Source organism: Parapedobacter sp., assembly GCF_053550995.1.
This window is the reverse complement of record NZ_JBMQOC010000120.1, coordinates 1-13,939: the sequence shown is the minus strand read 5'-3', so window position 1 is coordinate 13,939 and position 13,939 is coordinate 1. Positions and strand designations below refer to the sequence as shown.

Below are 13,939 nucleotides of genomic sequence, written 5' to 3'. Positions count from 1 at the left end.
AGCCCGCCATCCATTAACACACATAACGATAACATGAACACAACTAAACTTTGGCATGGGGTTTACCCCGCACTATTGACACCCTTCACGGAAGCGGGCACGATTGATTATGATATGTTCAAAAAGAATTTCCTGGCCCAGATCGACGCCGGAGTTGCCGGCTTAATCATTGCAGGTTCATTAGGGGAAGTCAGTACATTAACTACGCAAGAAAAATACGACCTGCTGGTATTTGCAAAAAAAAACGTACCCAACCATATACCCGTTATTCTTAATATCGCGGAACAGGCTACCGCCGAAGCGGTAAGTGCGGCACAGGAGGCCGAGCGGATGGGTGCGGACGGGTTGATGTTACTGCCCCCCATGCGGTACCGGGCATCAGACCGGGAGGTGGTGGAGTATTTCAAAGCGGTAGCGGCAGCCACGAGTTTATCCATTATGATCTATAACAATCCTGTGGACTACGCCATCCACGTAACCGTGGAAATGTTTGCCCAGCTCGAAGCATCGCCGAATATAAATGCTGTGAAGGAATCCACGCGCGACCTCACCAATATCACACGGATGATCAACCGTTTCGGCGACCGATTCAAGATATTGGGCGGTGTGGATACCATCTCCTTGGAGAGCCAATTGATGGGTGCGCATGGCTCCGTGGCAGGCCTCGTCGATGCGTTCCCGCGCGAAACGGTTGCCATTTACCGGTTGGCCGAAGCGGGCCGGTTAGACGAAGCATTGGCCATATACCGATGGTTCATGCCCCTATTGGAATTGGATATCCATCCGCGGCTGGTGCAATACATCAAATTGGCGGCAACGGCCGAAGGGCTGAGCAATGAATACGTACGGGCCCCACGGCTACCATTGGAAGGCGAAGAGCTTGCCCGTGTACAAAAAATTATCAGCGATGCCATCGCCACTCGTCCGGTATTGCCAGATTACTTAAATTTACCGCTCCGGAAAACAATTGAGCAAGTATCATGAGCGAAAACATCCCCATTCAGGAAATCGACCCCTACGTACAGCGGGCGCAGGAAGCTTTTTTAAACTTCAGGCAATTGACCATTAAGCAACGTGCCGTGCTCATGCATGCCGTTGCCGATGAAATCGAGGCCCTCGGCGCGGAATTGATTTCCGCCGCCCAATCGGAGACAAACCTCCCCGAGGCCCGCCTCACAGGCGAAAAAGCGCGCACGGTGTACCAATGGCGTTGCTATGCCGATGCGTTGGTGCATAGCAATGTACTACCTGTGCAGATCGACACGGCGATCCCAGACCGCACCCCACCCAAGCCCGATATCCGCAAAGCGTATACCGGGCTAGGTGTCGTGGTTGTATTCGGGGCGAGCAATTTCCCGTTTGCTTTTTCCACCGCCGGCGGTGATACGGCGTCGGCCATCGCAGCCGGTTGCGCAGTTATTTTCAAAGCCCATTCGGGGCACCCCAAAACATCCGCCATCATGGCCAATGCAATTGAACATGCGGTGGAAAAAACGGGTATGCCCAGCGGCCTGTTTGCCGCCATAGCCACCCACGGTGCCACCGGTGGCCAATACCTGGTGAAGCATCCGCTTGTCAAAGCCGTCGGTTTCACCGGCTCGCTCTACGGCGGCAGGACGCTGTTCGATCTGGCCAGCCAACGGCCGGAGCCGATTCCGGTATTTGCCGAAATGGGCAGTGTCAACCCGGTTTTCCTGCTTCCGGAGCGACTAGCCACCCGTGCGGAAGAAGTGGCCACGCAATATGCCGGTTCGCTCACCTTGGGTGTGGGACAGTTCTGTACCAACCCCGGTATATTCGTAGCGCCCAACAACGCGGAGCTACCGCGTTTCCTCGACACCCTGAAAACACAGATCGAACAAGTAGCGCCCGCCGCGATGCTGCATCCGGGCATTGCGGCATCTTACCATAAAAACAAGACCGACTTGCTGGCCCAAGCGGGAATAGATATATTGGTTGCAGTAGATGAGACCACACCGCAAACCCATGGCAACGCCACAGTAGCCACCGTTTCGGCACAGGAATTTTTGGCCAACCCGAAATTGAGCGAAGAAGTGTTCGGCCCGTTCGGGCTTGTGGTAACGTATGACACCCCAACGGAGGCTTTGGCGGTAGCGAACCAACTCGAGGGGCAGCTTACGGCAACTGTACTGGCCGAGCCTACTGAATTGGAACACCACCGGGAGCTCATCGCAGCACTGGCGGATAAAAGTGGCCGCTTGCTGTTCAATGGCTTCCCCACGGGCGTGGAAGTCTGCGGATCGATGCAGCACGGCGGTCCATACCCGGCCGCCACCGACAGCCGGTTCACCTCGGTGGGGCCCGATGCCATCAAGCGCTTTGCGCGGCCCATCAGTTACCAGAACTGGCCCGACGAGCTGCTGCCCGATGAACTGAAAAACACCAATCCACTGGGCATCTGGCGTACAGTGAATGGCAAGCTGACACAAACTCAAATAGACTGACGCAAAAGAGCAAAGAGCAAAAAAAGTAACCCGTGAGAAAAACCTTCTTCTGTATTGATGCCCATACCTGTGGGAATCCGGTGCGACTGGTAGCGGGCGGCGGCCCGCAATTGACAGGCAAAAATATGATGGAGCGCCGCCTGCATTTCATGGCAGAGCACGATTGGATACGTAAAGGCCTGATGTTCGAGCCCCGCGGCCACGATATGATGAGCGGTAGCATCCTTTATCCGCCAGCCGACCCGGCCAACGATACGGGCGTACTATACATCGAAACCAGCGGATGCCTGCCCATGTGTGGCCACGGCACCATCGGCACGGTAACCATCGCCATCGAGGAGGGCCTGATCATCCCGAAAACGCCGGGTAAGCTGCGGCTCGAAACGCCTGCGGGACTGGTGTTAATCAAATACGTGCAGGAGGGTAAAAAGGTTAGGTCGGTGAAACTGACCAACGTAAAATCGTTCCTGGCCGCTGAAGGACTGGCCGTCGACTGCCCCGACCTCGGAACCCTAACGGTAGATGTAGCCTATGGTGGAAACTTCTACGCCATCATCGATCCGCAGGAACATTTCAAGGGGCTGGAACACCACTCGGCCGACCAACTGATTAGCTGGAGCCGCGTATTGCGTAACCGGCTGAACGACCAGTATACCTTCGCCCATCCGGAAGACAGTAACATCAATGGCCTTAGCCATATCCAGTGGACCGGTGCCACACTTGACCCTACATCTACGGCTAGGAACGCCGTGTTTTATGGCGACAAAGCCATCGACCGGTCGCCCTGTGGCACGGGTACATCCGCACGCATGGCGCAATGGCATGCCAAAGGTAAACTCAAGGCGGGCGATCAATTTGTTCACGAGAGTATCATCGGCTCCAAATTCACAGGCACCATCGAAGAGGAACTATCCAACGCTTTCGGCGACGGAAAACCGGCCATCGTGCCGGGTATCGAGGGTTGGGCCATGGTAACCGGTTACAATACCATCATTATCGACGACGACGATCCGTATGCACATGGGTTTCAGGTTATCTAGTCATAAGTCGTAAGTCGTAAGTCATTGGTCGTAAGTCGTTAGTTTAATTTCAAAACCCATCTCAAAAAAATGACTACTAGTCATATACCTGCCGCCATCCAATCCCGAGGAAGCGCCCTGATCGTGGGCGGCGGCATCGTCGGCCTCGCATCTGCCTATTACCTGGCCCAAGATGGCTGGAAAGTTACTGTATTAGATCGGGACGATTTCACCGACAACTGCTCCTACGGCAACGCCGGGATGATTGTGCCCAGCCATTTCACACCGCTGGCTGCACCGGGCGTGGTAACACAGGGCATCAAATGGCTGTTCGATAGCCGCAGTCCCTTTTACATGAAGCCGTCGCTCAGCCGCTCGATGATTTCGTGGGGATTGAAATTTATCCGGCATGCCAATGAACGGCACGTAATCCGTTCAGCTCCACATATCCTCGCCTTGAATAACCTCAGCAAAGACCTTTATGATGAGTTGGCCGCTGAACTGGGTGATGATTTCGGACTGGCACACCGCGGCATCCTCATGCTGTGCAAAACAGAAAAAACGTGGGAAGAGGAAGTCCACCTGGCCGAACGGGCCACCGATTTGGGCCTTGATGTCGGGATACTGAACCGCGAACAGGTGCAGGCCCTCGAACCGAATGTCCGGTTGGATGTCTTCGGTGCCACCCATTTTCTCAGCGATGCCCATCTTTATCCCCCGGCGTTGATGGCGGCACTTCAGAAGCAGCTTAGGCAGTTGGGCGTAGCACTCGTTTCCCATGCCGAAGTTACGGGGTTCGTGCGCATCGGCGATAAAATCGCGCGGGTAACCACCGCAGACGAAGAGTATACGGCAGATACCATCGTACTTACCGGCGGTGCTTGGTTGGACCAATTGGCCAATAAGGCAGGTATCACCATCCCGATGATGGCCGGCAAAGGTTACTCCTTCATGACCTCGGCATTCGAAGGCAAGTTACGGCACCCCGCACTGCTGCTGGAAGCCCGCGTGGCAATCACGCCCATGGGCGGGCAGGTGCGCATCGGTGGCACGATGGAACTCGCCTCCATCAATCACCGCATTAATCGGAAACGGGTGGAAGGCATTGTGAATGCCATACCACAGTATTATGCAGGGTATGAACTGCCAATGCCCGACGAGAAGTCGGTTTGGCATGGATTCCGTCCCTGCTCGCCGGATGGGCTTCCCTATCTCGGTCGAGCGAAATCAATCTCCAACCTCATTATTGCCGGCGGGATGGGCATGATGGGCCTTAGTCTCGGGCCGGCAGCCGGCAAGATTGTCTCCGAACTCGCACATGAGGAAAGGACATCCGTCGATATCCGGTTGTTTGACCCCGAGCGGTTTAATTAAATAACATATATCCCGGTTTATTAAAAAGCCAATCCAAGGCCGACCTCCAACTCACCCGCACTGATTCGACTTGTTGCTGTCGTGCCTATGGTATACCCTACCATGAACTTAAAACTTTCGGCATAATCCAACGAAAAACCCAATGTTGCGTAGCGAGCGCTGTGGTACGTCCCAAAAATCCCTAAATCATTTCCCGTGGAGGAGTTGAATGTAACCTGGGTGGATACACCCACCAAATCCGTATAACCCTTTACACTTCTGTAGAACACTTTCGGCTCAATCACCGCATTACTCGTTACCCAACGATAGCTCGCTGAAGCTACCAACCAAGTGTAGTCGACCGCCTCGGTACGCCTGCCCATCTGCCAAACAAGTTTAGGCAAGATGGCCTGGAGCGTGGCGGAAGGCGAGCGATAGGCGATGCCAAATTCACTATCAACCTGGGGTTTACGGTTGTCCACCGCAACCAAATCGGGATCGTTCAGGTCGCCGGATATTCCCTGTTTATTCAGCCGGTAATCACTTACCGACAATAACAACCCAAAATCAAGGTACTGCGCCTGTGCCAAGGGGAGGTGGTAGGCATAGGAAGCACCGATATACATTTCTCCTAGCACGCCGGCCTTATCGTTCGCAAATCGGATTCCGACCCCCGATTTTTCCGTAAAACCTTTGTCCAGGGTAATCGCTTGGGTTTGTGGTGCCCCCCTGAAAGCGGGAAACTGCTGTCTTAGCCCCATATTCACGTGCCAAAGCGGATCTAAACCCGCCAATGCTGGATTCTGTAAATAACCATTAAAGTAGTGGGTGGCACTTAATGGCCGCAACTGCCCCTTTACCTCGGTGAACACCGCAATGAGCAGGACAACAAGGGCCGCTTTCCAGAAGCCGTCCTTGCATGGAGATATCGTTATCGCGTACATGATGATTATCGGTTATTTCGGATGATGGTGACGAAAGATCTCACCGACGGCGTTTCGTCTCCCACTTCCAACACATAATAATAGGTGCCTTCTGCTAAGGGTTTACCATTTAGGTAACCGTCCCAATCATTAGCATAATTGCGTCGGCTGTAGATCAATCGTCCTGATCGATCGACGATACGAAGTATATTATCGGGATAGAACGCCAGGTTTTCGAACACCAACAGGTCGTTGATCCCATCACCATTCGGCGTAAGCACGTTGTTTGCCCGGATGGTACGGTCAATTTTGATGGTGAACGGAAAAGCTGCACCCGGTGTGCTTCGGTTCCCTACACCATCCGTCGCAACAGCGGTCAACACGTAGGCACCTTCCTCCAGCGGCTGGGGCGGAACAAAACGGAATACGCCATCGGCACCGGTGGTGACGGTTGCCACCAACTGATCGTCCATGTAAATTTCAACCGTCGCTTCCGGTTCGGAACGGCCCACCACTTCGGGCTGCCTGTTGAGGGTCAGCAGTTCCGGTGTATGCTGGCCATCCACCTGCTCTATAAGCGGTGCGTCGGGCGGCGTGGTATCAACGGTAAAACCGAAGCCTTCCCCTGCTTCGCCGGTATTACCGGCGTCATCGGTAGCGACAGCCGTCAACACATATACTCCGTCTGGAAATGCAGCCGACGGGACGAATATGAAGTTGCCGGATTCGTCTACCCGCACGGTACCCAAGGATGCCGAGCCACTAAAGATTTTTACGGTTGCTCCCGGCTCTGCCTTGCCAACAATCGGCAATCGGTTGTTGGCAGTAACGAAGCCTTCGTCCGTGTGACCATCCACCTCGGTCAACAACGGTGCGTCGGGCGCTTTGGTATCGATGTTTACCGTGAATGTTTCGCTCGCCGCGCTACGTAGTCCGGATGGACCCACGGCCACGGCGGATAGGATGTGCGTACCATCCGTCATAGCTGAAGTCGGAACGAATGCAAACCCACCGTTTGCATCGGCTGTGGCCGACCCAAGCACCGTGGTGCCGGCAACGATTTCCACGGAAACGCCGGGATCTGCCGTACCGGTAATTTCAGGCGTTTGCACGTTGATGAGCGCGGGGGAATCGTCTCGCCCATCAACCGTGGCAATGATAGGCACACCCGGCACCCGCGTATCGATGGTGAAGGCGAACACTTCGGTAGGAGCAGTGGCGTTGCCTGCTGCGTCGGTGGCAACAGCGGTCACCGCATAATTGCCATCCGGTAAATCCGCCGTTGGCGTAAAACTGAATACGCCTTCCGCATCTGCGGTGACGGTACCTAGGCTGGCGGCACCGTCGAATAGCTCAACGGAAGCACCAGCGTCGGTCGTACCCAATAAGACAGGCCGCGGATTGGATGTAAAGAACTCGGGCTCGGTACGGCCGTCCACACTGGATATCGCCACGTTTGCCGGAGCTTCCGTGTCTACAATCAATTCAACGGCATTGCTCGGCTCACTGGTTTCATCCGTATCGCTGATGGCCACGGCGGTAAGCGTATGTGTGCCATCGACCAGCGGTTCGGCCGGCGTAAGGGACCACGTTCCTGCTTCATCGGCCGTAACCGTCCCCCGTGACAACCCATCTGCGAAGACCTCAACCGAAAGACCCGGCTCCGCCGTACCGATAATCAAAGGTGTAGGACTATTGGTCAGCACCGGGAAAGCGTCATCGCCGCCAACCGATTCGATGACCGGAGGTTCCGGTTTTGTCGATTCGGCAATGGTGAATTCGTGTGACTCGGCCCCACCCCAGCCATTGGCGCTTTTCGCACGGACAAACAATAGGTGTTCGCCGATAGTAAGCCCTTCGGTGGGCACATCGACGACAAACTCGGCTGTCCCCGCTGCGGGGCCGATAGCAATAGGTACACCGTTGCCCACACCGGGGTCTTCATCGATAAAAAACTCCGCATCGGTGATGTCCACCGCCGGTAGCCCCTGATCGGTGATGAAGAACACCCGCGACTCCACCAACCCCCAGTTGCCCGCGGCATCCCGACCACGGATATGGAGGTTATGGAAACCATGGGCAAGGCCGTCGGTGGGCAAATCCACCGCCAACGAAACACCGCCCCCTGCCGTGTTAATAGCAAGGGCCTTGCCCTTTCCTACGCCGGGATCGGCATCGATATAGTATTCGACGGCCACGATATCCGGTGCGTCCTCGCCGACATTAGACAGGTAAAACATGCGGTTCTCAACCAAGCTCCACCGGCCATCCGCATCGCGCGCGCGAATCATCAGGTTATGAAACCCTATACCGAGCCCCGCCGTGGGAATAGCCGCCGTGAACGTTACCGAGGCACCTGTACCGCCCACCGTCAATAGGCGGCCGTTGCCTACCCCCGGATCCGTATCGATAAAATATTCGGCTGCCGCGACATCGGCTACCACTTCGCCGACACCCATGATGTAAAATGTTCGGCTTTCGGCAAGCCCCCAAGTACCGTCGTCATACTGCACCCGCACAAGGAGGTTGTGGAAACCATCGGCAAGCGCCGCCGTAGGTACCGGCGCTTCGAACGACACGGACTCGCCGCTGCCGCCGATGGGAATGGCTACCCCGTTGCCCACACCCGGGTCCGTATCGATTATGTACTCGGCGCGGTGGATGACCTGCCCGTTGGCCAACAGGCCGGCCAACAGGCATATCGCTGTTAACAATCTTCTCATCGCATATCGCTTTAGTGCGCTCCCGCTACGGGTTAATTCTGCTTCTTGGCGGTCACCTCCACATGCAGTTCCTCGCCCGGACCGATGGTAGGGTTGGTGATGTTCATGCTGAAAATAAACGGTAGGCGCGCAGCGCGGGCATTCAACCAGTTCAGGCTTCCCGTCTCGTCAAACAGCAGTCCGAGGTCCTTGCCATCGGTGCCGCTGTCGTTGGCGGGCCCCGTCGCAATAGAAAAGTCGAGCAACGGGTTGTCGACACCTTCGTTGACCTCGTCCTGCGCCGTAAGCTGCGGATTCGTATTGTGATGATTTCCGCCGCCATCGATGTTATCGTTCACCAACCACGGTGCTTCGGGCACAACCACATCCGACCTATAGAACGTGATGTTGTTGTTGAAGGTCGATTGGGACAGCTCACTGGCCACGTCCATGTTCACGAATACGTTGTTGGTAATGGTCAAGAACTTGTTGGCTGCATTGCGAAATACCGCCGACCCGCTTGTACCGGGCTGGTTGGTATAAAAGAGGTTATGGTCAAAAATGAAATTACTGGCATTGTTCAATCCCGAAGTGACACCGTTGTTAAAATTGCCGATGCGGAACACATTGTTCTGGAAAAGGAAATTGGAGTAACTCTTGTTAGCGGCAAACCCGAAGCCAACGACCGACCCGGTGAAGTAGTTGCCTTCAATGATGTAGTTACCTCCTCCTATATTAATGCCGATACGCCCCCGGAACTCGCAGCGCTCAATACGGATGTTATTGACGGGTAGCGCGGCAGCGGACGTGCCCGCAAACTCGAAATTTGACATGACAACCAATCCTTGGTAAACACTTCCGTTGCAGGTAGCGTCAGCTTGAGCAGAAGCCGTGTTGAAAACCGTCGGCACGCCGTTTATCACGGCACGGACAGGATTATTCTTGGCAGGCGCCCAACCCGGTCCGATAAAGGTGAGCCGCTTATTTTCCTGCTTGAAAGCAGCGTACTCAATAGGGCTACCGTGGATGAAGATGGTATCGCCATGGGCAGCTGCGTCAACGGCTTCCTGGATGGTCTTGAACTGAGCCCCTCCGAACTCGGCATTGTTCACGGTGTGTACCCGGGCCGAGGCCGCTCCGGCAAATCCTATCAGTAAAATAGTAAATAGATGTTTCATGATGAGTGGGTTTAATTATTGTGTTTATCGAATCGTAATCATTGCTTCTGGATTGGGGTGACTGCCGGTCGGAAATGCCATCCCCGTGGTAGATGACCCGGCAACCGCCCACCTTGAAAAATGCGCCGTCACCGTCGTTATCGATATTGACCAACCCATACTTCAGGTTTCGGATACCCCCTTCCTCGATGGTTCCGGAATAGAGGTAAGCGAATTCAGATTTCTTTTCGCCCTGTTCAGACATCAAAATACCATACACGGTAAACCGGTCGTCGGCACCCGAGATGACCGTGCGGACGCTCGTGCGCCGTTTATCATTCTGCAAGGATTCCAGTTCGATGGAAAAGTCTTCAGCGTTCTGATTAAAGAACCGGATCGCATTATCGCTGAATGACCTACCCGGCTGGTCATTCAGATTGGACCGTTCCAATACCGGCGGGCTGATCAGGTACGAGCCGGTGATATCTGGCGGTTGGGCGCCCATATTCACTTCAAATCCATACTTTTTCAGGGAATCGACATATTGCCTCGGGATGACATTGTCGATTTTCGTGGCCAGCATTTTTTCCTTCAGTTGACGTTCGTCAACCGTACCGTCTTTCTTGCAAGCGCTGACGCATAACAGTAAGCCTAATGAAAAACAAATAATCCGATTCATCGTAGTCGTATTTTAATGAACTGTTTAACTACTACAAAACTGAGGGATAGGCAGCTGGGATAAAATACCCCAATGGGTGATTTTAGAACAGGCCTCGTTGCTTGGCTTTGATCACGGCTTCGGTACGGTTGGCCACGTGCAACTTTTTGTAGATGTTTTTCAGGTGCGTGCGCACGGTTTCATAACTGATGAATGCTTTCTCGGCGATAGCGGGGCCGCTCAATCCGTCTTTCAGCCATTTCAGGATTTCGTACTCACGTTCACTGAGCTGGATATCGACCGCATCGAATTGCGGCGCGATTACCTGTTGACGGAAAAACGCCAGTACCTTCTGGGCAATGGATGCAGACATCGGTCCTCCCCCTGCATACACCTCCCGGATGGCGTCCAATTGCTTCTCGGGCGAATCGCTTTTCAGGATATAGCCCGACGCTCCAGCGCACAGGGCATAGAATATTTTATCCTGTTCGTCGAATACCGTTTGCATCAGCACCTTTATTTCGGGAAAATGCTGTTTAATGGCCTGGGTGGCCTCAATGCCCGATCGGCGGGGCATTTCGATATCCATGAACACCACATCGGGCTTGCAAAACCCGATATCTGCCTCCAGGTGGTTGGCATTGGGGAATGCACCGACACAACACATCCCTTCGGCATGGGCAATGAGGATGCACAGCGCGTCGCGGTGCGTGCGGTTGTCTTCAAAAATGGCGACACGGATATCCTGGTTTTCCATTGCTACGTCAAAAATCCCATGTTCTTTCCTACCGCGCAATACCTCACTGGGTGATTGGGCACTCCAAATGGATAATCGTCCCCGTTCCGGTTCTGCTGACGACCTTCAACACGGCACGGATCTGGTCGGCCCGATCGGCCATATTGACCATTCCATTGCCCGGTTGCGGGGCGGAACTTTCAAACCCCACACCGTCGTCCTCCACTTTGAGCCGCAGTTGCTTGACCATAAGGTCAACCTCCACCCGGATGGTCGAACACCCGCTATGCTTCACTGCGTTATTGATGGCCTCCTTACCAATGAGGTAAATGTTCTTACGGTGTTCCATTGGCAGGCGCACGGAGACCAGCGAATCATCCCAATCCATCAACAGCGAAATATGGGCCGCACTGGTCAACGGAAAGGCAAAATCCTTTAGCCGTTGCAATAGTGCATGCAGGGTATCTTGTACCGGGTTCACCGCCCATACGATATCGCTCAGCGTAGACACCATGGTTGACGCATTCCCTTTGATGAGTCCGATAAGATGGGTCGCTTCGTCATACCGTGCCTTTTTCACCTCTTCTTCCGTGATATGCGAATACATGGCGATACCGCTGAGCGTAGCCCCCACTTCGTCGTGTAAATCCTGGCTGATTTTATTCCGAAGCGACGACAAACGCAATCGCTCCCGAAGGAAATAGCGGTATGCCGCAAACATGACGACAACCAACAGGACAACCAATAATGCGATATAGAGGCGTCTATTGGCGAGCTGCTGGCTAGCACGGGCCTCTGCTAATTCCAGATCGAGGATGCGCTTCTCATTCTCCAAGCCCGAATTCAACAAGGTTTGCAATTGCCGGTTATTGCGCGTGTACGTGGCCTCCAGCAAACTGGACTTGGTGTCAAGCGTTTTAATCAAGGCATCATCCTCATCGTATCGCCGATAAATAGCCTCCGCTTGCCGGAGAAAAATCCCTTTATAGAAATCGTTGAGTTGTGGATAGTTACCTAAGAGGGTAAAGCCACGGCTTAATTGATGAAGCGCCTCCAACCGATCAGACCGTTGTGCAGCGCATGTAGCCAGCCCGCCATAGCCGGCCAGTTCCACATCAAAGTCCTTGCCTTTGGCGGCGTGGTCAACTACCTCAGCAAACAACCTGCCGGCATGGTTAAGTTCTCCACTTAACAGATAGGCAAAGCTCAAGTTGAGGGTGGCCGTCGCCATTCCTCTTAAATTTCCACTGCGGTTGGCTTCATCCAACGACCTTTTGCTGTAAAAAATGGCGCTATCGGTTTGCCGCAGTTTTTCAAAGGCCTCTGCGAGGTTACCATAGAGGTGGAGCGGTCGGGACAAGGGTATGTAGTCTGTATCATTGCTTTCCTTCGCGGCGCGTGTAAATACCAAACCCAACCTGAACTGGCTTACCGCATCTTCGTATTGGCCAGCCATCATATGGAACAGTCCGATGAAATTTTGTGCATCAAGCAGGAGAATGCTGTCATTTAAGACGGTGGCTACATGCCTAGCCCGTAGTGCTTCCTGCATTCCCAGACCCCGGAGATTGTTGTAATAATAGATTTCGGCTTGGCGAGCGGTGAGAAAGTAAGCAAACAACGACGGCTTGCGGTAGCTTTCGCGCCGATGTATTTTATTGAGCCACACCTGGGCCGAGTCGTAATGGTCTAGGTCCATGAAGCTGTCGGCTTGCGTGAAAGCGTGGTACAAGAAAACGCTATCTGTCGATGTGATGTGTAGCCCGCTGCCAGACTGCCATTGGCAGGACCAACAGCTTAATAAAACGCACGAACATAAGGCGGCCAACAGGCTTTTCATCGTAATCGTTAGCTACTTCACGCGCACGAAATGCGCTAGAAACAAAACTAGTGGTTCTTTGCTAAACCGCCAATTGTTTTTTCAGCTAGTCTTCCTACCCTACTCGCACTCACCCTTCACCAAACAGCTCGGCAAATGTTTTCTCCAGCGCAAACAGCTCGTCGCGCAGCTTGGCCGCCTGCAGGAAATCCATCTCCTTGGCTGCTTTGTTCATATCTTTACGTACCTTATCGACAGCTTGCTGCAGCTGCGGCTTGCTCATGTATTGCACCAGCGGATCGGCAGCAACGCTGCTCGTCGGCTCCGGTTCCACGTAAATCTTGGCCCCCTCCCCTTTGAAGTCGGCCACCGAGGTCTGCTCCAGGATAGCTTCCCGCGATTTGCCCACCGTGCGGGGCGTGATGCCATGCTCTTCATTGTAACGGATCTGCTTCTCGCGGCGCCGATTCGTCTCGTCGATGGTCACCCGCATGCTCTGCGTAATCGTATCGGCATACATAATGACACGGCCCTTATCATTCCGCGCGGCACGGCCGATAGTTTGGATAAGCGACCGCTCCGACCGCAGGAACCCTTCCTTATCGGCATCCAGGATGGCCACCAACGTCACCTCCGGCAGGTCTAGCCCTTCCCTAAGCAGGTTGATACCTACCAACACATCAAATTCGCCCAGCCGCAGTCCACGTAAGATCTCCACGCGCTCCAGCGTCTTGATTTCCGAGTGGATGTAGCGCACGCGGATGCCCAACTTGGCCATGTACTTGGTAAGTTCCTCCGCCATGCGTTTGGTCAGGGTAGTTACCAGTACCCTGCCGCCTTCTTTGGTTACCCGATCTACTTCGTCCAGCAGATCGTCCACCTGATTGACCACCGGACGTATTTCAATCATCGGGTCGAGCAGCCCCGTCGGACGGATTACCTGTTCCACTACCACTCCTTCCGTTTGCTGCAACTCATAATCACCGGGTGTGGCGCTCACATATATGGTTTGGCCAACGATGGATTCGAACTCCGGAAAATTCAGGGGGCGGTTATCCAGCGCTGCGGGCAGGCGGAACCCGTATTCTACCAACGACAACTTCCGCG

Annotated in this window: 10 protein-coding genes; 4 read left to right on the top strand and 6 right to left on the bottom strand. The window is 54.1% G+C overall.

The features are described 5' to 3' along the window. Positions 1 to 33: 33 nt before the first annotated feature. The 4 genes from ACO1NT_RS16070 (at position 34) to ACO1NT_RS16055 (ending at position 4,858) form a co-directional block, all read left to right on the top strand. Positions 34 to 984: a dihydrodipicolinate synthase family protein gene (locus ACO1NT_RS16070; protein WP_449049753.1), complete on the top strand. Its 951-nt coding sequence runs from the start codon at positions 34 to 36 to the stop codon at positions 982 to 984. Further along, positions 981 to 2,465 carry an aldehyde dehydrogenase (NADP(+)) gene (locus tag ACO1NT_RS16065; protein ID WP_449049752.1) on the top strand — a complete coding sequence of 495 codons (1,485 nt, stop codon included), beginning with the start codon at positions 981 to 983 and terminating at the stop codon, positions 2,463 to 2,465. The genes ACO1NT_RS16070 and ACO1NT_RS16065 overlap by 4 nt, the downstream gene beginning before the upstream one ends. Positions 2,466 to 2,497: 32 nt before the next feature. Next, entirely contained in the window at positions 2,498 to 3,505 is a 1,008-nt protein-coding gene (locus tag ACO1NT_RS16060) for a 4-hydroxyproline epimerase (protein WP_449049751.1), read from the top strand. A gap of 69 nt (positions 3,506 to 3,574) precedes the next feature. After that, the gene (locus tag ACO1NT_RS16055; protein WP_449049750.1) at positions 3,575 to 4,858 is read left to right on the top strand and encodes an NAD(P)/FAD-dependent oxidoreductase; all 1,284 of its coding nucleotides are present in this window, start codon (positions 3,575 to 3,577) and stop codon (positions 4,856 to 4,858) included. Between the two features lie 20 nt (positions 4,859 to 4,878). On the opposite strand, the gene ACO1NT_RS16050 is transcribed toward ACO1NT_RS16055, so the two are convergent. The 6 genes from ACO1NT_RS16050 to ACO1NT_RS16025 form a co-directional block, all read right to left on the bottom strand. Further along, positions 4,879 to 5,781: a PorP/SprF family type IX secretion system membrane protein gene (locus tag ACO1NT_RS16050; protein ID WP_449049749.1), complete on the bottom strand. Its 903-nt coding sequence runs from the start codon at positions 5,779 to 5,781 to the stop codon at positions 4,879 to 4,881. A gap of 5 nt (positions 5,782 to 5,786) precedes the next feature. Then, positions 5,787 to 8,483 carry an Ig-like domain-containing protein gene (locus ACO1NT_RS16045; RefSeq protein WP_449049748.1) on the bottom strand — a complete coding sequence of 899 codons (2,697 nt, stop codon included), beginning with the start codon at positions 8,481 to 8,483 and terminating at the stop codon, positions 5,787 to 5,789. A gap of 32 nt (positions 8,484 to 8,515) precedes the next feature. Further along, a complete protein-coding gene (locus ACO1NT_RS16040; protein ID WP_449049747.1) occupies positions 8,516 to 9,640 on the bottom strand; it encodes a hypothetical protein in 1,125 nt (374 codons plus the stop codon). 740 nt (positions 9,641 to 10,380) lie between these two features. After that, positions 10,381 to 11,034: a response regulator gene (locus ACO1NT_RS16035; protein WP_449049746.1), complete on the bottom strand. Its 654-nt coding sequence runs from the start codon at positions 11,032 to 11,034 to the stop codon at positions 10,381 to 10,383. A gap of 43 nt (positions 11,035 to 11,077) precedes the next feature. Continuing rightward, a complete protein-coding gene (locus ACO1NT_RS16030; protein WP_449049745.1) occupies positions 11,078 to 12,712 on the bottom strand; it encodes a sensor histidine kinase in 1,635 nt (544 codons plus the stop codon). Positions 12,713 to 12,962: 250 nt separating this feature from the next. Further along, positions 12,963 to 13,939: helicase-related protein (locus tag ACO1NT_RS16025; protein ID WP_449049744.1), on the bottom strand; the 977-nt coding region annotated here is incomplete at its 5' end.

Coding starts and splice junctions, on each gene's coding strand:
- ACO1NT_RS16050 (WP_449049749.1), bottom strand. CDS start 5,781: ATGTACGCGATAACGATATCTCCATGCAAGGACGGCTTCTGGAAAGCG.
- ACO1NT_RS16030 (WP_449049745.1), bottom strand. CDS start 12,712: ATGGACCTAGACCATTACGACTCGGCCCAGGTGTGGCTCAATAAAATA.
- ACO1NT_RS16045 (WP_449049748.1), bottom strand. CDS start 8,483: ATGAGAAGATTGTTAACAGCGATATGCCTGTTGGCCGGCCTGTTGGCC.
- ACO1NT_RS16035 (WP_449049746.1), bottom strand. CDS start 11,034: ATGGAAAACCAGGATATCCGTGTCGCCATTTTTGAAGACAACCGCACG.
- ACO1NT_RS16055 (WP_449049750.1), top strand. CDS start 3,575: ATGACTACTAGTCATATACCTGCCGCCATCCAATCCCGAGGAAGCGCC.
- ACO1NT_RS16040 (WP_449049747.1), bottom strand. CDS start 9,640: ATGAAACATCTATTTACTATTTTACTGATAGGATTTGCCGGAGCGGCC.
- ACO1NT_RS16065 (WP_449049752.1), top strand. CDS start 981: ATGAGCGAAAACATCCCCATTCAGGAAATCGACCCCTACGTACAGCGG.
- ACO1NT_RS16070 (WP_449049753.1), top strand. CDS start 34: ATGAACACAACTAAACTTTGGCATGGGGTTTACCCCGCACTATTGACA.